This is a genomic window from Zavarzinella sp. (assembly GCA_041399155.1).
GTDB lineage: Bacteria > Planctomycetota > Planctomycetia > Gemmatales > Gemmataceae > JAWKTI01.
Window position 1 is genome coordinate 953,494 of record JAWKTI010000002.1, and the last position, 21,671, is coordinate 975,164.

A 21,671-nucleotide genomic window follows, 5' to 3' on the forward strand; every position below is an offset into this window, starting at 1 on the left:
TATAAAGTGACTGTATTCTGGTAGTACTTTTCATCAATAATCTAACGAAAGGTTACGTATTTCGCTTGATAAGCCATCAAAATCCATAGTGTACCCCTTACAGTAAGTGGACTAACGTGTATAGCACTACCTGCCACTGGCTTGGCAAAAAATGACAGTGTTGAGAACTTATGCCATGCTGGTGCTCTTACTGTAATGACTGGCGTTGTCTCCATTGCTTGCAGCAAGATCTCGCGAGCAAGTGGAGTTTGTTCTTCGATATTCTTCTTTGCCTCTAATGCCGACATCCCTTTCTGGCGTAAGCTTTTGGTCACAGCACGCTTGAATGTAGTGAACGCCATGTCGATCGGCAGTCCAATAGAGTCCATATCCATTTCAGGATCTGGTACTACTACTGATCGGCCTACGTTGTCTACTGCTGACGAGATTAGTTTACGTTGTACCATCCCCATTTTGGGGCTATTACCAAATACGCTTGCTAACAGTCCTTTGACGTTCTTCTGTTGTAATTTGGGGTGGATAGGATCTGCCAAACCGACAGTTGCTTTGTATGCGTTGTAAAGGTTTAGTCGAGCACTGCCGGTTGATTCATCACCAAACAGTTTCTTCTTCTGATTCAAGAGATCGTTTGCCAAAAACAGTTCTTGGTACATGTAATTTGGGTCTGACACGATTGGTGTGGTAGTGTCGCCCAGAAAACCGATCGGTCTGTACGCTGCTGGCAATACTGGTACGGAAGACATGATCCAATCGGTCGGCTTTTGATCTGTTTTCTTTAATGTCTTGAGATAGCGTAACTTTCTAACAGCATCATCTCTGTGGCTTTTGCGTCCAGAATTAATTACCGAGCGTGCTTTAGCCATTTCGGTATCTACGTCGATATTAGCTAAAGCAGTTTCGATTGCTTTAACGCCGGTGTGTTCACCCAGTTTTTCTTCACCAGCGATAATACCTTCAAACTTCTTTTTGGTCAGACCTAACAGACGGCGAATCGGTTCTTCCATGACTGGATTTGGCATCCGTTCTGTCAGTTTAATTCCAGCCCACACAGTACCGTTGTGACCTTGGGTGAGTTTGGGATCAAACAGACCACCAGCAATAGGATCTAACTCACCTGCTCTAAGGTCAGCAGTTTCGCCATTCTTTAAGTACCGGTCACCAATCAGTTCCTGGGCCTGTTTGTCTGTCATTGCCATCAAATTGATTTTTGGCCCACGACGACGCATATCAATGCCAGCAGCTTTCAGAGTGTTAACAAACTTCTCGTATACCAGTGGTACTTTCACCTGGGTTGGAGAGTAGCCGGACATGTATTGCAGCAAGTAATCATCGTTTTTCTGCCCACGTACTGAACCTGCTTCACGGAGATTGTGGACAGCACCGTGCGAGATCAGTGCGTTGACGTCCAACAGTGATACCCGCTTACTGTTAGATACTTCAATAGCGGTATCACCAGCGACAATAGTGTATTTGCCTGACTCTGTTTCCAAGTCATAAACAGGCATCATTTCTGTCGGTGTGTTAACTTTTTGAATTGAAGCTATTTTCATATTACTTTCGGGTGACTGACATAGTTTTCAAAAAACTTTTTGGCGACGTTTGACAGCTTTTTGCCGACACCGCCAGCTATTTCTTCTGGCTGTTTCGTAGCAAACTAGGTGGTATCTATCTACTGGTCATTTCACAGAAATGCTTCTTGGTGGAATCTAGAAATCTTCTGATGGATTCTTCAAAGACGGGGTTGAGAATCTTTTCTCTTAACTTGATTCCGGCCCAGGACGTGATGATATAGCCTGAGTCATCTTGGGATAAACTAAGCCACCTTCGATTGGTGTCAGACACCTGGTCGTTGATCTGTAGTTTAGCGTTTCATAGTAGGTTTAATCAAATTATCAACGGAATAAGAATTATTGAGAACAAAAGCCTTAAAAACGTTTTTAGGCATCAATGATGAATCAGATAAATAGACCTTATTTGTTTTGAAAGTTAGTTTGGCGGCCGGTTGAATCTGGGTTATTTGTTTCGCTTATGGTCCTTGAAGCACTGTTATTTCTTATCAAAACTGAGCTACCTTTGCGAGATATATACCTGCTTATTAGCAGGTAAGAAAAGCCAATCAACTCAATCTTGTATAACTGCAATAATTTCCGCAAATTTGCTAACAAGAAGCGAATATTATTTGGTCTTCACCTATGTACTAATGGCTCTGCTTGCCTGCGAATCAGTAGCTCGATTCTGTAATTATCATTTATCAATAATAGTCAAACCTGGATCTTGTATAAGATTGCCCAAAGATTCTTGTGTGTCTCCTTCATTTAGTGTAAACCATTTAAAGTTTTTACCATCTGGATCAGGACGTAGTTGAGCTCGAGGATAGTGTGTCGGCAGATTGTCCGCATGCCCGCTTGCCATCTTCAGCCAAGCGGCGATGAACGACACATCCTCGAAAGATGCGGAGCCGTACGAGGTTCGCACAGCATCCCTGAAGTCCTGGATGAGTGCGTTTCGATCCGCCGCGTTCGGCAAGGCATCTGCGAGCGTTGAGTAGGTCTGCTTCCAGTCGTTGCCATCGTGCAGATGCGTGTTTGCCGAGTCGATCTCCAATCGCACGCTGCCGAAGCCGAGGGGCTTGCCGCCGCCGAAGCGGTGGAAGTGGTTGTCCGGCAAGCTGAGGATCCAGAGCAACGCTCCGAGTTCGACCTTCGACAGGTTGGTCACGTGAATATCGAAAGTAAACTCGGTGCCGGGCTTTACCCAGCCCTGAATCGAGCGATTCTGGTTATCACGTACCTTGTCGCTGTCAGGCCGGCGGTACTCCTGAACGTGGCCGGCGACGGACTGTTGGGTGCGATCTTGTACCCCGTTGTCCCAGTGACCGTTTGGCAGTCCGTTGTGATGCGGATAAACCTTCCGGCCGCGCAAACCTTTACCTGGAGAATAACCCGCTTGTTCTTTACCCAAGCCCTTGCGCTGTGTTTCACCATTCTCGGAAACCGCGACATAGAAGCGTGCCTGTTGCGGCTTCGGCTGGCCGAGGATCGCAAGGGGTAGGCCAGGTGTGCCAAACGGCTCTATCGCTTTTTCTTTAGGAGTGTGGCAGGTCACCGGTCCGATGCGGACGTTGCCCTTGTAGGCTCCTTTGCCCCGCTGGTTCACCCAGCCGTTGGCTGATCGGATTGAAGAAGAGTGTTCGCAAACCTTGTAGGCTCCTTTGCCCCGCTGGTTCACCCAGCCGAAAACGCGATCGGCGGGGGAGAGTTTGTCCAATGAAGTGGCAGGATGTAGCGACTCCGGGAGCAAAGATTGTGGTGATGACTCGAAAAGGCGGCGAGAAATCATCACGGGGTACAAAGCTATCATCTGCCCATCACGGAAAGCGGCGTAACAGAGCGTTCCGTTGGAGAGTTGTCGCACCTCGAGGCCACCGACAACCTGTCGTGACCAAACCGAGTTGTTGAGTGCCGGCGGGCCAGCCATACCAGCGCGACGTTCCTCATCATGAATCGACTGGTAGTTAGTGATGAGCTCGCACCATTGTTGACGGAGTTCATCTGTCAGGGAGTGCAAGATCGGCTCATTTCGGGTGGTGAAGAACACTCGCTCATCATGCTTGCGGTCAATGTTGCGGTTCGTAATGCAGACCACACCAAAGACTTTGATCATGGCTACATTTTGAACCGGTCGGTGTGAACCGCGAGGTTGACCTTGCGGCGGTTGCGAACCAAGCGATCCGCCAACCCGAACACACTTCCGAACAGACCAGTAATCGAAAGGGTGGTTACCAGAGCGTTCCCACAACTCCAGCCAGACTTCCACATTGTCACCGTCCTCAGGCAGGTTCTTATCGGGATAGCGAATCGCAAATGGAGCGATCGATCCGTCCGATTGGCGATACCTCGGGAGCCAAGCTGAATACATTGGATCGCCTTGGACCGGTTTCCCTGAGCTACTAATGCCAGAGTTTCCGGGCAACAACTCGATTTGAAGTTCACCGTTTCCATCAGAGATTCGAGCAGGTACGAGTGATAATCCATCTCTCGCCGGCATCCGGTCAGCAAGTCGATCTTCATGCCCAGCAAACACCGCCAGCCGCGAGTTGGTCACCGCCTCGTACGCTGTGCGAAGCATCCCCTTTAGTGAGGTAGGCGGAATGTACGGCTTACCGTCGGCATCGACGCACACGGGGAAGCTCTTGTGGCCTGCCTTTATGCCAAGTTGTGGGTCATCTCGATCATACTCAATCATTTTTGTGGCATCGGGTACCAGCAATGGAGTTTTCACAGTCATCTTCACGCGGATCACACCGGTGAATCGATCGGGGTGCAGGACGTGATGGCCAATGGGTACATCATCACCCAGTTCGCCGGCGATGCCCTCGCGTGGCAGCGCCGGCACGAAGTTGTATGGGTTGTGGAAGGCCCCTCGCACAGTTGGTGCGCTCTGCTGCGGTTGCCGTCTCCCTTGAGTGCTTCGCCCCTGTGGCCCACGTTGCTGCGATCCTTGCTGTTGCTGAGACGATCGAACTGGCGGTGGAGGTGTAGGTGCTGAGAATGGTTCTCCCACCGGTCGAACTTTCTTCGGCTGCCCGCCCACTTCGTCGAGTTCCACCTTGCGACCGTTCAGTTTCTCAATAATTTCTTTCTTCAGCGATTGGGACAACTCAGCGTCGGGAACTGGATGCTCAACTTCCTTGCCTTTGCTGTTGACGAACTTAATGCGAAACTGTTTTTTCGCATTCACGATGAGTGTACCTTCAGCCATTTGCCACCTCCAATTTTAACAATCGTTCGTCAAAGATCACTGCGTTGCCGTGGTCTGCTTCGACGATGTATTCCACACTGTGCAGCAACACACGCTGATTCTTACCGACGTTGCCCTTAGGTATCCGCAGTGCGCCGATTCGGGCTGTCCCCAGTTCACTCCAGCCATCGCTCACAGGTCGGCCTGTGCCTTCGCCCCAGAGGAGATACGTTTGATCAAGCTTCTCAATGACAGTTTTTTCCTGATGCATCTTCCAATCATCCGATAACGACTGCTCATGCTCCGTCAAAATGACGGCTTGGTGACACTTAGCCGGGCTGGGATCATTCAGCCAGCGAAGCTCGGACGTCTCACTGAAGACACGGGCCTCGAACACAGTGCCGATATCCACCCGCTGACCGTCGGAGGCTCGCAATGCCCCTTCTGCAAAGGTCGCCAACTCACAACGTCGAGGTGAGTATAGGATGGCCGTTGCACCATTCGCATCGAGGATCGTAGCGAATGCTGACAGAGCCTCGTTGAGAGCGAGATTCTGCCGAGTATAAACGAAGAGCGTGGCACTCATGCGGGCACCTCCTGATTGGCCCAATCGCTCCAAGCGGTTTTGAGTTTTTCGGGCAAGTTATGGAATTTGCCATCGACAAGCTGAATTTCAGTTAGTGGGGCAAGATCACCTTCGAGCCCTTGTGCTTCGATGGTAAGCCCTGTCACTTGAACCGTCCCCATGCCACGATGCGTGGCAAAACCGAGCGGCAAACGGTCGTTGGCCAGATCGCGGACGACCAAGAGCAGTAATGCAATTGCGGGTAGCAATTCTTTATCCGGCAATCGCTGCAAGTTCACTTCCAAAGTCAGCGGCTCCCACTGGGTGCAGTGCGGTTCAAGGACGGTGTATAGCATGCTATCCGCAGCCGAGCCGAGCCAACGGTCGATGGCGACGTGGTACGCTTGCGACCAGGGTTGAAGGCCGGCATCGGCCATGGCCTTTCTAAGTTGCTGGTCGTCGGTCGCGGCCTGGATGGCTTGCCACTGAGCGACGGTGAGCCGGTGTTGACCGAAGCAATCGATTACGCCCAATGCTCCAAGGCCAAGGTGAGGTTTGTTTTCTACTTGTTTTGCAGTTCCGAACAGTTCATTGATCAGTTCAACATTGACAGCATTAAGGAACTTCTTCTTCCCCTCGGTGCCGAGCCAACTTGGGCTGGTGTCACCACGAAGCGTCCGGACGATTCGCTCGGCCTGACTGCGAAACGCACCTTTGATGGAACTACCCGGCAAGACCAGTGAAATCTTGTCTTCGCAGCCGCTAACCAAGGGCAGCATGTCAGCAGCGATACCATCAAAGCCCGCCTTGACCATCAGCGGCCCCACCGGCTTCCAGTGGATCGTCAACGTGAGTCGAGGACGCTTCTGTGTGGGATGTGTGGCGGCATCAATGTCTGTTTTCGAAACGACAGCCCCGTTCGCTTGACGCAGCGAAGCAAGGATACTTTGCCGAGAGCCGAAGCCTAGCTCGGTCAACTGCCCGCCTTTCAGCAGCACATGTCCCAAGCCGCGTGTCTTGGCGGCTCCGAGACGAACCTCGCCTGCTTCTAATGCTTGTTTGAGAACGGCCAGCATCGCCAGAGCCTGATCCCGTTGGCCCCGCTCTGTCACGTCTAATGTCACACGGAGGTTCAGCCTGGTGCCGCGTGGCAGGATGGCCCGGTCGTACTTGATGTGTTCGGCGGCCGCTCCGTATTCTCGATCAATGCCGACGTGATCGCGGATTTCGACCACCACCGTTTCGCTATTCTCGATTACGGCGTCATCGACCACGACAAAGGACGCGTGACTGGGATCCTTTTCATTCGGCATGAAAGTTCGACGATCTTGGTAGCCCCAGACTTGTTCTGTCGGATGACGACCCTCTCCATACTCGGTATCCGGATGATCAAAGGACTCTTCGCACCACTGCCGCAATGCTCCGGCCAGACTGGTGCCTGGGATGTAAAGTTGTCCAGCCCCGTTCCGAGCGAGCGGCAGATCGCTATCAACATCCTCACCATAGCCCCCAACGTGAAGAGGAGACAGAGTGACCAAGGTGCCGTACAGATGAAGTCGGCTGTGTATGTTACGCGCCATGGGTTGCCTCCTTTCGTTCCTGTTGTTTCTCAAGTTCTCGTTTATGTGCGCGGATGCAGGCATCGAAGAAAGTTCGCACGGCGAAGGCCCAGAGTTCTTGCTTCAATTCGGAGTCCGCATTGATGGTGAGAGTGGGCCAGTCGTCGGTTTTGACAATGTTCCAAATCTGTATTGGCTCGGAAATGAAGCTCTTGATCTTCTGAATCGAAGCTAACCATTCGTTTCTGGTTTTCCCTGGCCACTTCTTGAGTCTGTTGTCGTTGCCAGCGAGGTGATCGAGCCAAGCGATGACTTGAGGCAAGTCGTTGATGGTTCGCAACGTCGCGATTTGGCTACGTAGACCTCCAAGTTGACTCATTGGCGGCTTGCCCTGCTCACCACTGGCCACCCAGCCCAGTTCTTTATCCCGGTCTTGAGGGAGGTTCGCGAATTCGAGACAAGCCCGGCGGATCTCTTGCTTCCAGCACTCTCGCTCGATAAGTCGGGCGAAATCGAAGCTGGAATGACCCTTGGCAATTTTTTGAAGTTTTGGCTTTTCCGGACTACCGTTTTTGGCAGATGTTGATGAGTGAACCTGAGGCAATGATTCGGCAATCAAAGGATGATTAAACCGCACTTGGCCGTAGCCCTCGGCGGTGCGTTCACCGATACCGCTGGCCTCGAGCTGAGCGAGTTTCGCGGGATCGACCGTGCCTTCGACCTGAAATACCATGCACGAGCCGGCCTGCAAGGCGACAAGCGAGGGCCGTGGCAATCCCCAGCCGACGTGCCAGGTGTCGAGTCGACGGATGCGAACGAATTCGTGAAGAAGTTCATCGGGGTTAAACTTCTCCTCTCCGTTGATTATTCGTAGTATGTCATTGTCTTTACGCACACGTAGCGTGATTCCCAGTCTCCGGGACAGTTCTTCACCAAGACAAGACGCCGTCGGTTCGGGACGTAATTGCGAATTCCGAACAAGCGTATCTGAAACAAGCCAGACAAAAAGTTCGTTTGTGTTATTAGCCGCTGTGAGAGGAGACGATACGCAGTCTTCTGGAGATTCCGCTATGAGACTAACCGAGCCGTAGTCATCCTTCTTGGAACGGCCAAACGAGACTTCACCACTTAGCTTGTTCCACCAGTTCGCTTCCAGATGATCCGCCAAGGATTTGCGAATGCGTAGCTCACTACGAAGAACGACCGGGGTTCCGTGGTCACTCGGCGCGATGGCCTCGTAAGAATAGACTCCCCCCACAACTTCGGTCGGCCGCTGCGATTCATCCTGGACTGTGTTGTGTGTCCGCACCGTAGTGGGCGTCTTGTATACTTTCGTAGGCTGTTGAGAAACATACCCCACACGCATCTGTTTAGGTTGCTTGTCTTCGTCTAGTTCGGGCTTCAGCAGCCGGTTGATGACCAGCTCTCGATTCTCACTTTCCAAAGGCTTTTCAATGCCTTTCGGCGAAAACAACGCCAGCGGGACCGGCTGAGCTCGTTCACCGTCAACTTCCGGGTAAGCTGGCAAGATTACGACATCTCCGGACGGTACAGAACTTCGAAGTTCCGGGAATGTCCGCGTAATATGTGGAAGCAGATATGAGCCCGGGAGAAAGTCCAGCGTTTCGACCACGTTACCGGTGGTGCGATACGATACCGCCAGTGGTCCGTTAAGTTCAAGTTGTAGCGGTACAAAGATCCACGGATCATTTTGTTGTGCAGTGGACGGAGTTTCGGGCGAAATTGCGCTTTCCTTACTAAACGAACATTCCGGAACCGATTCAGTTTGTTCCAACCATGCTATTGCAGCATCTGTATCCGCGCCGATGATCTCCAGGCAACAACGGCCCGGCCCCCGGCGGCGTTTGCCGCCAAGCCGTTCAACCAGCTTTGCGGATGCTATCAACAGTGCACTTCCAAGTTCTCTAGTCAGTTGATCAGAGACGTTCAGAATGCACTCGGCTTCAAGAATCGTTCCTGTTCGCCCCATTTCCTCGAAGCGAAGCATGTTTGTTTGTGCTGACCCGCTACGACGATCAATTTTGACCCCCGGTTTGACAAACGTCAGAGCTTGTCGAATCAGCTGATGTTTTTCGGCTTTTAGTTGATCGCGTAACTGCGTGGCCTGATCTGCTGCGGTATGTGCGGCATAAGGGTCAAGACGTTCTTCGGCTTTTAGTTGTTCGCGTAACGGCGTGGGAATGCGAGCAGAGCGAATTTGCACGGAGGACTCTTGGGGTGGCTCAGCTGGATTATCGTGTCGCCCTGTAGGGTCATTTGGTCCCAAGGAGGGCTGACTACCAAAGAGGCAGTCCACTAATTTCGACCAAGGTCCTATGGATCCATTGTCCAGACCCCAACACAACCTCTCGCAGGCATCACGCCAGATGCCGCGGAGCGACTTCGCCGGCACGAAGGGGAGGTCGTCGGCATCACGGGTGATCAAGCGATCGACGTTGCCGGGCCGTCCCATGCCGGCGCCAACGTGCCAGTCAGATTCCATCGTCAATCGTATTGTAAATTGTTTGAGAATTGTCATGATTGGGCCTCCCAGAATTCAGCAGTATCAATGGCATCGAGCAAAGCGGTACGATGGCTATCATTGTCCATCCAGTAAAGAGAATCGATTTTCGGATCGCCCAAGAGTTTGTCCAAGCCCTCTTTTCGATAGCGTTCTATTACCAACTTTAACCGCGCATCGGCGGTTTCTTTACGAAGAAACAATGCTTCACGTAAATCGTGGAGCATGCTGTTGGGCAGACGGCGGCGATCATCTTCATCACGGGCAAGCACCGACGTAATTCGGCAACACAGGTCTGACCAGCGACGGTTGACGGGCCCTTTATCGGCAGTAGTGACATATGGGCGACCGACCAGCAGTGTTTTGCCGTCATCCGATGTGAGTTCCCGGCGAAGACGCACTAAATCTGGGCCGCTGGAATCATATAGGATGTGGTAGTCGATTGCCGAAAGCATGTGAAGTTCACTTTTCTTGCCTAGTTTCTTTGCCGACTGCAATAGTTCCTCGGCTAAGTGATATCCCGCAAAGAAGGGGAAGTGTGGTTTGACGATTGCAACGCCCGCACAACTCGTCACACCTTTGGGCATAATCCGTTTCACGTCTTCATGCCCCGCTGTTTCCTCTTCGAAGCAGTCAATGAACTTCTTAGTAAACTGCAACGCTTGGCGGCCATCACAGACAACCGTCAGATCATCGCCACCGAGAACAAGGGGGACAACAGGCTTGAAATCGGGATTTTTGAGCTTGAATTGCCTTGGTGCGTTCTTCGGTATAGTGAGTACATGCAGTGCCTGACAGAATGCCTTCTCCGTGCATTCATCAAGCGCCAGTGAGAAGTTTCGCAACTTCTCGATGTAGTCGCGGTTTCCTGATGTGTTCGCCTCGAACTTCAGGAACACCTGCCCCAGCCCATTGCCATCCGCGTGCACAATCGCGAGCCAGTCGCAGCCGAGTTTCTCCAGATCGGTCGTTGCATCTGGTAATTTTGCACTTGCGTTATGGTGATTCAGGATACCATCGAGACGACTTTTCCACTGTTTACGTGCATTGAGTTTGGCGAACACCGGTGCAGAATATTCTTTTTGCTCATCCTTAGTAATGTCATCATCCGTTCTGGCTATCCTAACTGCCGGTAGACCGCTGGTCGCGCACTCAGCGATGATTGGGAGGCGTTGAAATCTCGCCGATGGACCCGGCAATCGAGAGCGGACGGCCTCGAACTCACGATGGATAGTTTTGATTTTTTCGTGGATTTCTACATTCTCGAAATCAAATTCCTGGCTTACCACCCCACGAACTTCCAGCCCTGGTGCTTCCTTGAGTGCGCGGAGTGTTACTTCACGAACAATCTGCTTCCCGAGAGATTCATCTTTCACCAGCAATATCGCTTTTCCAGAAGCCGCGACGATTACCTCAACGGGATTTTTTTCATCAACAGGCAGATTGCGTGTGGGATCTTTGAGTGCACCCCGGACTTCGGGCATCGACTCATGCCAAAGATCAGGGCCGCCTGCATCCCGGATTGCTTTTAGCACATATTCTGTGCCCACCCGGGCGGTCAATTCGGATGCGCCAACGTTTTCGCGCAACTTATTCGTGGCGAATACATAAGCTTGATTTCCGCTGGTTTCAATCAGTACGAGGCGAATAGTCATTAAAAGATTCCCCTATCTACATTTTTACAATCATAAACAATACGGTTTCAGCAGCTTTTCAAGCGATTCTTCAAAACTAGGGCAAGGATTTTCTTCTGATGCACCATTGGCATCAATCATTGGGTAGCTTTCAGGTTGGCCTGGCATTGTGAAAGGAATTGCTTGCCTTCCTAATTTCATGCGTTCGTTGTGCAACTCCTGGAACCAGGGAGTATCACATTTTCTGGTGTAAATTGGCAACACCACAAACTGCTCTGCCAAAGTTGAAGAGGCCTGTTGCAATCGATAGGACCCTGCATCAATATCTTTGCTATCAGTTTTGGCTGCTTTGCATTCCAGATAGATTAATTTGCCGCACTTCAGCAAAATCACAATATCCAGTTCTGCCTCTGCTTTACTTTTATTATCAAGCCGGCAAATCTTGACATTCTTCCAGATCGAAGCCACTGCTGTTTGAATATCTTTGTTTTGATTCAGCCAGCCAATTATCCGGTGGGTTATCGCGTTTTCAAGCGGTGGCCCAAGCATGCTTGTGGGAGAAATTATCCCTTCCATCTTCTCCAATTGTTTTCTTGCAGCTGCCAGGTACAGATTGGCGGTGCCATGAAATAGATTTTCTGTAAATTGCGGATTAGGATTTCGCACAAAGTTTTTTAACTGCTGCTGCCACTTTTCGAAGGTTTCTGTTCGAACCAACAGATTCAGATTTTGAAACGGTACATTAATTTTTGGAAAAATATCGTGCTTTTCATCAATTGCCTGAGACTGAAGAGCTTTCCGATAGTCGAAATGTTCCTGATGCAGTTGATATGTGGTGGATTCGATTGTTCCATAGTCGGTTGAATTTTCGATTGTTGCCGTGCCTGGCCATACCTGCACCGCGTCCTGCGTGTCCTGGGATTGGAATAACTCAAACCCTTTTAAGTACAAAACTTCTTGTAGTGTTATGCAATTGTTTTGGTAAGCTCGTTGAATCGGTGAGGATGCAAAATCTAATGATTGCAACATGTATGTTGCAGGGCGATCGCTTCCATAAAGTAGTTTCGGGTGCCAGTCGCGGAAAGCTTCCAGTAGCCACAGCGGCACCCATTTTGTGCCCCCGTTCAATACCAGGTAGTACTGTACTTTTTGAGAGTGCTTGTAATTCTGCTTCCACGAACTTATTGCTGGCAAGACTTCCGAGCGATCGTTCAGATTGCCTACATCAATCGACTCTAATATTGATAAGCCACGAATTGTAAGCAATTCGCTTGCTTTGGTAGCCCAATTCCCCTTTTTCGATTCGGGGCTTTCGATCCACAACAGCTTGTCCCCGGGCTGGTACATTTCCAGGATGGGGGGTAGATTGGATACTTGGCTGCCTGTCGATACAGCAACAAAGAGGTTCATGGGCGAGTCTCCGCGGTTTGTGGGTTTATTTTCTGCGAACTACTCGCATTCTACCCAACATATTTTCTACCTTGCAACTAAAAAATTATGAGAAATCGTTACGCGTGGTTTCCTTCCGCACAGAGCAGGGTGCCGTGCCAGCACTGGATGGCTACTTTCGAACCGTTGCTGTCCAGTTGTTTCAAGGAAAACTTTCCCCACTTCCCTATTTCGGTGCGGTTCGCAATCACCGTTTTCTGGTCTTGTTCAACCGCCAAATAATGTCCGGTGTGGGACAAAAAGCTAACCATGTCATCGTCGTTTCGGATCATTTTCCACTTTTCCCATGGTCCGACGACTTCTCGATTGGCAACCAGGCGACCTTCCAGCGTGCTATCCGCACACCAATAGCCACTGTGGGCTTTTATTGCGTAGGTGCCATCTTTTTGTCTTTCCAGGACAAAGGTTTCCCATTCGCGGGCTTCGTTTCGATTTGCCATTACATGACCATGAAACGGATAAATTACACGTATGGGGAATGCTTCGTGATCTTTGTAGCCCGCTTCCTGCATTGCTGCTACTTTCAACGCGTGGAGCTGCATGATATAAACGGCAGTGCGGTCTGCTTCTGCACATCCAAAGTAGGTGGCGGCAGCACCTAAAGTAATCAACGCGAGCACGATGCCAACGGGGCCAGTTAAAAATGCCACCAGTGAAGACGAACCTGTGTACGCTGCGAATGGCAGGGTGATGCCCAGCAAACCCGCTGCCTGACTGATGAAAACAGACATACCCATGTAGAACGCAAAACCATAGTACGAAACAGCTCCGGCTAATGCCAGGATCGCAACACTTCCGGAGCTTGCTGCCAGTGCGGCATGGTCTAGTTTCTTATCCGGATTGATCTTCGCCATCAATTCATATCGCTGGTCAGGGGTCATTTTGTCCCACATTTTGCCCATCATGATCATGCAGATCCGTCTTTCCAGCGCCAGGCTGGATGATTTCTGAATGACGGATGCCGGGATTTCATGGTGACGTGCGATCCATTCCAGAATTTCGTGGTAGTTCTGTCTTTCCGAATTTCGGTATTGCCGACTGAACAGGTTATTCGAGATTCGAAATACTTTCCGCACAATTCCTGAAGCATCTTTGCTGCGGCCTTCGATTTTTTCATCCATATCAAGCACTTTTTTCAATGCCACAATCTGGTCTGGTGGTAGTGCATTCAAGAAATCCCAATGGTGGTCTGATGTCCATTTTTCATCCACTTTCACATACGCTGCGGCATGTTTTAACATACTTTTTTCCGTGGCAAACAACCCACCGCCCACCAGCGTAGTGGCACTGGCGATGGTGCCTCTCAGCACAAGACGGCGATCGATCCCGAAACGATTGATGAGCGACGATGATTTCATTTGAATCTCCAGTTTGGTGTTACCAACACACCCATAACGCACGAGGAAGGAAAATCCGGACAAAATTTTTCTGAAAAGACAGATCTTTCGAAAATTACCCCGTGCTTGGCAGCCAGTGTGGAATTATTTCCACGTGCAATTAATATTGCCACGCCATGACTGAAGACCGAAATTTTTGTAGCACGTTCGCACTATTTGATGGGGGTTAGTTTGCCGTAAGTGCTTAGTCAAGTGTTCTTTATGTAGATGGAAAGATTTTTGTGAATTCCTGAAAATTAACAATCAAACGAATGTTGGAAAGTAAAAATTGGGTATACACCGAAAGGCGATTACTGCCGCATGTCAGTGCAACCGGTGTCGTTGACATCGAGACGGCTTTCACGCCCTAAATCGAGTTTCAATGGCCTCTCATCGGCCCCATGTCAGTGCAACTTGGTTGGTAGGGGTATACTCAGTATATCTCCCAATGACGTTTCAATGGCCTCTCATCGGCCCCATGTCAGTGCAACTCCCCCTTACGCTCGTCGCGTCTGCCGGGGATGTTTACCGGTTTCAATGGCCTCTCATCGGCCCCATGTCAGTGCAACACTCGCTCTCCGAAATGACAACTACACGTTTGCCATTGATGTTTCAATGGCCTCTCATCGGCCCCATGTCAGTGCAACGGTGTTGCGCAGCTTATTCCGTGGGCACCCTAACCGCAGTTTCAATGGCCTCTCATCGGCCCCATGTCAGTGCAACAATCATGCCACCGGCATGATCGAGTGGTCGTTCAACAGTCGTTTCAATGGCCTCTCATCGGCCCCATGTCAGTGCAACAGGAAGCGTTGATGGTATGCAAGTCACCGAACGTCGGTTGTTTCAATGGCCTCTCATCGGCCCCATGTCAGTGCAACAACTTGAACCCGGAGTTATAGCACCAAAAGAATTGCGTTTCAATGGCCTCTCATCGGCCCCATGTCAGTGCAACTTGGACTCTAGAAGGAGTGTCACTGTCAACATTCGTCCCTTTCAATGGCCTCTCATCGGCCCCAAGTCAGTGCAACCCCCACAAGATGGCACCATTTACTTGGTGTCTTCAATGGTCTTTCAATGGCCTCTCATCGGCCCCATGTCAGTGCAACAATGATTGATAGGGAGATCAATCTCATCGATCCGTTGGCCTCTTTCAATGGCCTCTCATCGGCCCCATGTCAGTGCAACCATAAGCGTGCAACTCGCAGGTGGTGAAGTCGCCACCTTCTTTCAATGGCCTCTCATCGGCCCCATGTCAGTGCAACAAGACAGGGAGAACCTGTCAGTCTCACATTGTCTATGGTCTTTCAATGGCCTCTCATCGGCCCCATGTCAGTGCAACGTGGCTGTGGGCCGAGAGTGGCAGAGGAATAGTTGCCTTCTTTCAATGGCCTCTCATCGGCCCCATGTCAGTGCAACAAGGTCACGTGATCTTTTGTCGTTCCGAACAGCGGTTGGGCCTTTCAATGGCCTCTCATCGGCCCCATGTCAGTGCAACTCGGGAGAAGCGTATGAAAGCATCCAATTTGGTTTTCTTTCAATGGCCTCTCATCGGCCCCATGTCAGTGCAACGCAACAAACCCAAATCGAGTTGGGCTTTCGTCGGTTTAAGACTTTCAATGGCCTCTCATCGGCCCCATGTCAGTGCAACACTGTCGATGCAACACAAATTGACGACAAACTGTTCCAGCTTTCAATGGCCTCTCACCGGCCACATGTCAGTGCAACAAGTTGCCGGCGGTAGATGTGCAGCCAGAGATAACCGCGTTTCAATGGCCTCTCACCGGCCACATGTCAGTGCAACGGTATCAGCTATGGTGGCTGATACGTCGTTAGTTAATTGTTTCAATGGCCTCTCACCGGCCACATGTCAGTGCAACGCGTTCGGCTGGTACGGCTGGGGCGCACTGGCCTATGGTTTCAATGGCCTCTCACCGGCCACATGTCAGTGCAACAACGGACTTCTGTATGCGTCATGAGATCAGCAACACCTTGTTTCAATGGCCTCTCACCGGCCACATGTCAGTGCAACGAGGTGGTTGTGGCAGTCAGCGCCGACCGCCCGCCAGGAGTTTCAATGGCCTCTCACCGGCCACATGTCAGTGCAACGAGCGCGGCGATCCGCGCGTATTACTGGGATGAAAGCCCCCGTTTCAATGGCCTCTCACCGGCCACATGTCAGTGCAACACGTGCGAAATCTGATTGTGGCGGAAATAAAATACGGACACGTTTCAATGGCCTCTCACCGGCCACATGTCAGTGCAACGGTATCAGCTATGGTGGCTGATACGTCGTTAGTTAATTGTTTCAATGGCCTCTCACCGGCCACATGTCAGTGCAACGCGTTCGGCTGGTACGGCTGGGGCGCACTGGCCTATGGTTTCAATGGCCTCTCACCGGCCACATGTCAGTGCAACAAGTTGAAACCCCTGAGGTAGAAGGTTAAGGAGATTTGGTTTCAATGGCCTCTCACCGGCCACATGTCAGTGCAACGAAGTAACCAGGATTTGGTAAAAGCGATTCCCAAGTGCGTCGTTTCAATGGCCTCTCACCGGCCACATGTCAGTGCAACGTGGCAGCGGCTGTTTCACAGCTCTTGTACGGCCCTGATTTACGTTTCAATGGCCTCTCACCGGCCACATGTCAGTGCAACGAGGTTGCCGGAGTCCTTCCGCGACCTCCTCAAGCTGACGGGTTTCAATGGCCTCTCACCGGCCACATGTCAGTGCAACGGGCAAGGAGACATATGTCTCTTGAAATTATGCGAACGGTCGTTTCAATGGCCTCTCACCGGCCACATGTCAGTGCAACGTGACGATGCAAGAGCTCGAATGGGAATGGGATACTGGCGTTTCAATGGCCTCTCACCGGCCACATGTCAGTGCAACCCTGTTCTGTCTCTAGGAGGGTTTTGATAACGATGGGAGTTTCAATGGCCTCTCACCGGCCACATGTCAGTGCAACGCAGCGGGCAGAACAATTTTTCAATAATTTCACGATTCATCGTTTCAATGGCCTCTCACCGGCCACATGTCAGTGCAACGAGGCTCTGGAATCTCGCAATATTTTCTGGTCTGCCACCGAGTTTCAATGGCCTCTCACCGGCCACATGTCAGTGCAACAACGATCTGGAATACAAGGTCTCATTCCACGCCAGGGCTGGCGTTTCAATGGCCTCTCACCGGCCACATGTCAGTGCAACCTAAAAACGTACACCGTGGAGCTCGACCAGCAGCTTTTTGTTTCAATGGCCTCTCACCGGCCACATGTCAGTGCAACCCACCATTGTCGTTGGCAGTAGTGTCGGTTGGATGAACTTCAATTAGTTTCAATGGCCTCTCACCGGCCACATGTCAGTGCAACAATTTCAGAGGCTACGGCGTGTACTATCGCCTGGATATCTGCGTTTCAATGGCCTCTCACCGGCCACATGTCAGTGCAACGACTGGCAGTGGGTCGAGCCACGGAAAGGCAATAGCGAGATGTTTCAATGGCCTCTCACCGGCCACATGTCAGTGCAACGCGTAAGCCTGGTAAAGTGGCGGGTTGTCCGCGAGGTGCACTGTTTCAATGGCCTCTCACCGGCCACATGTCAGTGCAACTGATAACCTGCTGTGTCTTACTGTGAATAGTTGAAGTTTCAATGGCCTCTCACCGGCCACATGTCAGTGCAACTTGAAATTAAGAGCGTAGAAACTATCGCTACGAAAGCAAGTTTCAATGGCCTCTCACCGGCCACATGTCAGTGCAACCCCCATGAGAAGTGCCCTGACAATGGGAGTGTGGTTTACGAGTTTCAATGGCCTCTCACCGGCCACATGTCAGTGCAACGACCAGACTATGACGCTAAAATACGATGCAAACCTGTGGCACTGTTTCAATGGCCTCTCACCGGCCACATGTCAGTGCAACATGAATTGGGCTGAACGGTTCGAGATATCGAACACGTTCGGTTTCAATGGCCTCTCACCGGCCACATGTCAGTGCAACAAAAACCTCAAGGTTGTGCTTATGACCGCCACAATGGACGAGTTTCAAGGGCCTCTCACCGGCCACATGTCAGTGCAACGTGTAAAATGGACAGGTTCTGCACCTGCTGCCAGGCACAAGGTTTCAATGGCCTCTCACCGGCCACATGTCAGTGCAACGAGTGGCTCACGTAACGAGCTAAGGAGTGTTGAGATGTTTGTTTCAATGGCCTCTCACCGGCCACATGTCAGTGCAACTTGTGGCTGATGTCGATCTTACCTCGTCGGGTGGCTTACGTTTCAATGGCCTCTCATCGGCCACATGTCAGTGCAACCACCGGAATGGTAGCGTCACTGTCGTCGGTTGCCTACATGTTTCAATGGCCTCTCATCGGCCACATGTCAGTGCAACAAGTGCCTCTACCAACCCATTACCCAACTACGCACGGTTTCAATGGCCTCTCACCGGCCACATGTCAGTGCAACTTTCTGTACGCAGAAGAAATGAAACACCCGATAGAGGCTTGTTTCAATGGCCTCTCACCGGCCACATGTCAGTGCAACATCGGTGGAACTCAACTGCCGCGTCGAATTGACGGTGACGTTTCAATGGCCTCTCACCGGCCACATGTCAGTGCAACGCTATCGGTGTCAGAGAGCATCTGATCTTAGCAGAGACTCCGTTTCAATGGCCTCTCACCGGCCACATGTCAGTGCAACCATGGGTGCTGGATGGCCCAGGTCCGATGCACGGTGGAGCGTTTCAATGGCCTCTCACCGGCCACATGTCAGTGCAACGGCACCAGTTGTAAGTGTAAGCGATTTAAGCAGTTAAGCAATCCATTTGCCAGCATGCCCCAAAAAGCCATCAGTTATACCATGTAAAACCATCAATCGTTTGTCAGAATGGCATCGTAACTCCTTACAGGATAAAGAATTACGGATTTGCCAGCATGTTGCCAGGAATTCGCTACTTGATGAGAATATTTTCACCTCATTCTCTCGATATCCGCCATTTTCAGCTTTTTCCAGCCATTTTGCAATTTTTTGCAAAATCGCGAATCAATTTCAAGGTCATTTGGCAATATTAATTAGTGTTGTTTCACTAAGGCAGGGGGAACACTCATTCAATTACAGGATTTTCAGAAAACTGTTTAAGACTGCTTCCAGAACTTCGTGCAGGTTGTTCTGTAACCAATATTTTTCCCAGGAATGCAGTACGTTCGGAAACAGATCTGGTTGCAGCCGAAAGCCCAACGATGGATCATCGGTAAAGTTGGCAGGCGAAATATTGTTGCGATTGCAGATGGTCAGCACCCAGCGATCAACCGCAAGAACGCGAAGTGGCTCGATCAAATCACAAACGAAAGAGGCCCGCCCCGGACGAAAATCGTGCAATCCACCGAGGTTCAGTTCTAATCCAGAGGCACTCGCCCGTGCCAGCACCTTGGTGAACAACCAGGTGTAGCCGATACTTAACAGGGCATTCACTGGGTCTTTTGGAGGTCTTCTGGTGCGTGTGGTGAATACCCATGGATGATGAAGCCTGCATCCAAGCAGGAGAAACCAGGCACGAGCAGCATTGCCTTCGATCCCACGGAGTTGTGGAACTGAGGTCGCTGATTCGACATCCATCAGGGCTTGATCCAACCGGGAGATTGTTTCGCCTGCTTCAGAAGTTCCCTGCTTCTGAAAGTTGCGTGCAGAATCTCTTTGCGATAGTAGTTTTTGTTGCACAATGAATTTCGCCCATTCCAGTCGTCTTTCGGGATCGTTGAGCAAGTAGAACTGCTTCAACCGTGTTGCAACCTGGTCTGCGCGATAGTTCACCAGAAACCCACGACAAAGGTTCGCACGCAGGGATAACCAGGCCAGGTGAATATTGTGCTTTAAAATCAAGATCACAGCGTTGTCGCTGATACCCACCGGGCCATAGCAGATCATCGTATCTATGGCTCGATGGTCAATCCGCACAGGAGGATGATCCTTGGCAGAAAAAGCCAGTTGAGCATTCAGGATCTTGATTTTGCCAGGGCCTACCAGGTGTGCCACACGGGTGGATACAGAAGTTTGTCTTTTGTTTCTCATCGGGCTTATTCCAGATCATTGATTTCGAGTTGAACTGAATCATCATCGTTTGTTTCTGTTTCAGCTTCTAATGACGCATGATCCTGTAGTTCTGAGACTCCTGAAGAGAGAATAGGAAGTTGTTGTTTCCGGCGGGGTTTTGAAACCATCCAGGGTGGTTTAAATTTAAGGTTGTTGGGTATATGAGGAGCCAATGAAGAAAGTACGGACATACGCACTCCATTGACCTGCCACGACCAGAATCCACGTGGCAGACGAACACGATATTTTGTACGGATGCTTGCCATCCGTTCTCCCGTGAGATGGGAAAGTAGTTTTCCGAAACGGAGACGGGCGTAATCATCCAGGGTTCGAAATACTTCGAAAGCATTATCTGCATAAAGATAAGATTGTCGCCATTGTCTGAGCTGTTGATTGATTGCAACAATCCACTTTTCGAGATTGAACACAGCAGCGTCAATTTTTTCGCTTGGTAGTGCGGTCATTTCGGAAAGCCGGTCTACCATGTTCTGGACTTTACTTGCCGGTATGGAATAACCGAAAGAGAGGTGATTTTCGATTTTAAAGATTCTCGGACGCAGGGTGACACCAAGCCAATCGATTCCCTGTTGGATGGGCACCGCTGTCGGGCGACGGACACCTAATTTCTGGTACAGTTTGCCCAGAGATTTATGAATTGTTGAAATACCGGATTTTGCAGAAGAGGCATCTTCAGCCAACAAAAGTAAGTTATCTGCGTATCGCAGCATTTGTGTGGCATGTTCGTTGAGATCTGAATACTGCAGCAGATCGCGGTCCAGACGATCAAGATAGAAGTTGCACAACAAAGGTGACAGTGAACTGCCTTGAATGAGACCACGCTGCCTGGTTCGCCAGAATCGTGAAGTTGCTGTAGTAGCCCCAGAATTGAGTAATTTTTGCAGCAATGACATCAGATCATCATCGGAGATCAAGGTGCGAAGTTGCTCTATTAATAACTGGTTATCGATAGTATCGAAGCAATTTTCGATATCCAATGAAGCAGCAAATGTCATGGGCCGATTTATCCGTTCACCGGAATCGAGTATCTGAACAGCATCGGCCAGAGCGCTGGCAACTGATCTGCCTGGTCTGAATCCATAAGACTGTGGCACCATCCTTGGTTCCAGGATTGGTTCCAAAACTTGTTTGATTGCAGCATGAACAACACGATCCCGCACGGTCATAATACCTAACTGGCGGAACTGCCCAGGCTTGGATTTGGGTATCAGTATCCAGCGAATAGCCATTGGTTCGTAAGTGCCATGGTAGATATCATCAGATATCTTCTGCAGCCATTCGCTTAGTTGTGGTTTGACAGACCGGCACGTAAGTTGATCGACACCAGGGGTATCAGCACCATCGGAATTGGAAACTCGCCCCCACGCTGCAATCAGATTACGGTGATCCAGCAGCCAGCCCATTAAATGACCATGGGGAATTTCTGCCATGATCGTATCGAGATAGATTTGCTGTTGAAATTCAATCAACTGCTTGTTTTGGGAAGAAGATTGTTCTTCATGATGCGGTGTTTGGGCAACTTTAATCATCCGGGTTCTCCTGGGTGTTTGTTTGGGAAGCTGAACTTCCCAGTGTTAATAGTGGTTTGTTTGCAATGCAAATTACCACGTGCTGAGTGGCACGATGCTCCATGCCAATCTGAATGCCATCAATTGATTTCGCTGCTGGTAATTCCCACACCTGGATAATGTCCGCATATGGGTCGATGATTTGTGACGCTGTATCCAAAATGGC

The 21,671-nt window shown here is 50.5% G+C and carries 11 protein-coding genes and 1 CRISPR repeat array; all 11 genes read right to left on the reverse strand.

The features are described 5' to 3' along the window. Window positions 1-41: 41 nt before the first annotated feature. Complete coding sequence (locus R3B84_13975; protein ID MEZ6141675.1) at window positions 42-1,550, reverse strand: hypothetical protein; 1,509 nt, start codon at window positions 1,548-1,550, stop codon at window positions 42-44. A 694-nt stretch (window positions 1,551-2,244) separates the two neighbouring features. Beyond that, window positions 2,245-4,761, reverse strand: coding sequence for a TIGR03986 family CRISPR-associated RAMP protein (locus R3B84_13980; protein MEZ6141676.1), 2,517 nt, complete (start codon window positions 4,759-4,761; stop codon window positions 2,245-2,247). Next, window positions 4,754-5,326, reverse strand: a complete 573-nt coding sequence (csx19, locus tag R3B84_13985; protein ID MEZ6141677.1) for a CRISPR-associated protein Csx19 — start codon at window positions 5,324-5,326, stop codon at window positions 4,754-4,756. The genes R3B84_13980 and csx19 overlap by 8 nt, the downstream gene beginning before the upstream one ends. Then, the gene (locus R3B84_13990; GenBank protein ID MEZ6141678.1) at window positions 5,323-6,885 is read right to left on the reverse strand and encodes an RAMP superfamily CRISPR-associated protein; all 1,563 of its coding nucleotides are present in this window, start codon (window positions 6,883-6,885) and stop codon (window positions 5,323-5,325) included. Before R3B84_13990 ends, csx19 begins: the two co-directional genes overlap by 4 nt. Beyond that, window positions 6,875-9,403, reverse strand: a complete 2,529-nt coding sequence (locus R3B84_13995) for an RAMP superfamily CRISPR-associated protein (GenBank protein ID MEZ6141679.1) — start codon at window positions 9,401-9,403, stop codon at window positions 6,875-6,877. The genes R3B84_13990 and R3B84_13995 overlap by 11 nt, the downstream gene beginning before the upstream one ends. Continuing rightward, complete coding sequence (locus R3B84_14000; GenBank protein MEZ6141680.1) at window positions 9,400-11,040, reverse strand: hypothetical protein; 1,641 nt, start codon at window positions 11,038-11,040, stop codon at window positions 9,400-9,402. The genes R3B84_13995 and R3B84_14000 overlap by 4 nt, the downstream gene beginning before the upstream one ends. Before the next feature lie 30 nt (window positions 11,041-11,070). Continuing rightward, window positions 11,071-12,429 carry a hypothetical protein gene (locus R3B84_14005; GenBank protein MEZ6141681.1) on the reverse strand — a complete coding sequence of 453 codons (1,359 nt, stop codon included), beginning with the start codon at window positions 12,427-12,429 and terminating at the stop codon, window positions 11,071-11,073. A gap of 98 nt (window positions 12,430-12,527) precedes the next feature. After that, window positions 12,528-13,826, reverse strand: a complete 1,299-nt coding sequence (locus R3B84_14010; GenBank protein ID MEZ6141682.1) for a hypothetical protein — start codon at window positions 13,824-13,826, stop codon at window positions 12,528-12,530. 395 nt (window positions 13,827-14,221) lie between these two features. After that, window positions 14,222-18,608: direct repeats of the CRISPR family, unit length 37 nt; unit sequence TTTCAATGGCCTCTCACCGGCCACATGTCAGTGCAAC. A 333-nt stretch (window positions 18,609-18,941) separates the two neighbouring features. Continuing rightward, the gene (cas1, locus tag R3B84_14015) at window positions 18,942-19,898 is read right to left on the reverse strand and encodes a CRISPR-associated endonuclease Cas1 (GenBank protein ID MEZ6141683.1); all 957 of its coding nucleotides are present in this window, start codon (window positions 19,896-19,898) and stop codon (window positions 18,942-18,944) included. Between the two features lie 5 nt (window positions 19,899-19,903). Then, window positions 19,904-21,466, reverse strand: a complete 1,563-nt coding sequence (locus R3B84_14020; protein MEZ6141684.1) for a reverse transcriptase domain-containing protein — start codon at window positions 21,464-21,466, stop codon at window positions 19,904-19,906. Continuing rightward, a complete protein-coding gene (locus R3B84_14025) occupies window positions 21,459-21,665 on the reverse strand; it encodes a hypothetical protein (GenBank protein ID MEZ6141685.1) in 207 nt (68 codons plus the stop codon). Before R3B84_14025 ends, R3B84_14020 begins: the two co-directional genes overlap by 8 nt. Window positions 21,666-21,671 lie beyond the last annotated feature (6 nt).

Excerpts from the sequence above, each read along its gene's own strand:
- cas1 (MEZ6141683.1), bottom strand. The coding sequence starts at position 19,898 with ATGAGAAACAAAAGACAAACTTCTGTATCCACCCGTGTGGCACACCTG.
- R3B84_13980 (MEZ6141676.1), bottom strand. The coding sequence starts at position 4,761 with ATGGCTGAAGGTACACTCATCGTGAATGCGAAAAAACAGTTTCGCATT.
- csx19 (MEZ6141677.1), bottom strand. The coding sequence starts at position 5,326 with ATGAGTGCCACGCTCTTCGTTTATACTCGGCAGAATCTCGCTCTCAAC.
- R3B84_14010 (MEZ6141682.1), bottom strand. The coding sequence starts at position 13,826 with ATGAAATCATCGTCGCTCATCAATCGTTTCGGGATCGATCGCCGTCTT.
- R3B84_14005 (MEZ6141681.1), bottom strand. The coding sequence starts at position 12,429 with ATGAACCTCTTTGTTGCTGTATCGACAGGCAGCCAAGTATCCAATCTA.
- R3B84_13975 (MEZ6141675.1), bottom strand. The coding sequence starts at position 1,550 with ATGAAAATAGCTTCAATTCAAAAAGTTAACACACCGACAGAAATGATG.
- R3B84_13990 (MEZ6141678.1), bottom strand. The coding sequence starts at position 6,885 with ATGGCGCGTAACATACACAGCCGACTTCATCTGTACGGCACCTTGGTC.
- R3B84_13995 (MEZ6141679.1), bottom strand. The coding sequence starts at position 9,403 with ATGACAATTCTCAAACAATTTACAATACGATTGACGATGGAATCTGAC.
- R3B84_14020 (MEZ6141684.1), bottom strand. The coding sequence starts at position 21,466 with ATGATTAAAGTTGCCCAAACACCGCATCATGAAGAACAATCTTCTTCC.
- R3B84_14000 (MEZ6141680.1), bottom strand. The coding sequence starts at position 11,040 with ATGACTATTCGCCTCGTACTGATTGAAACCAGCGGAAATCAAGCTTAT.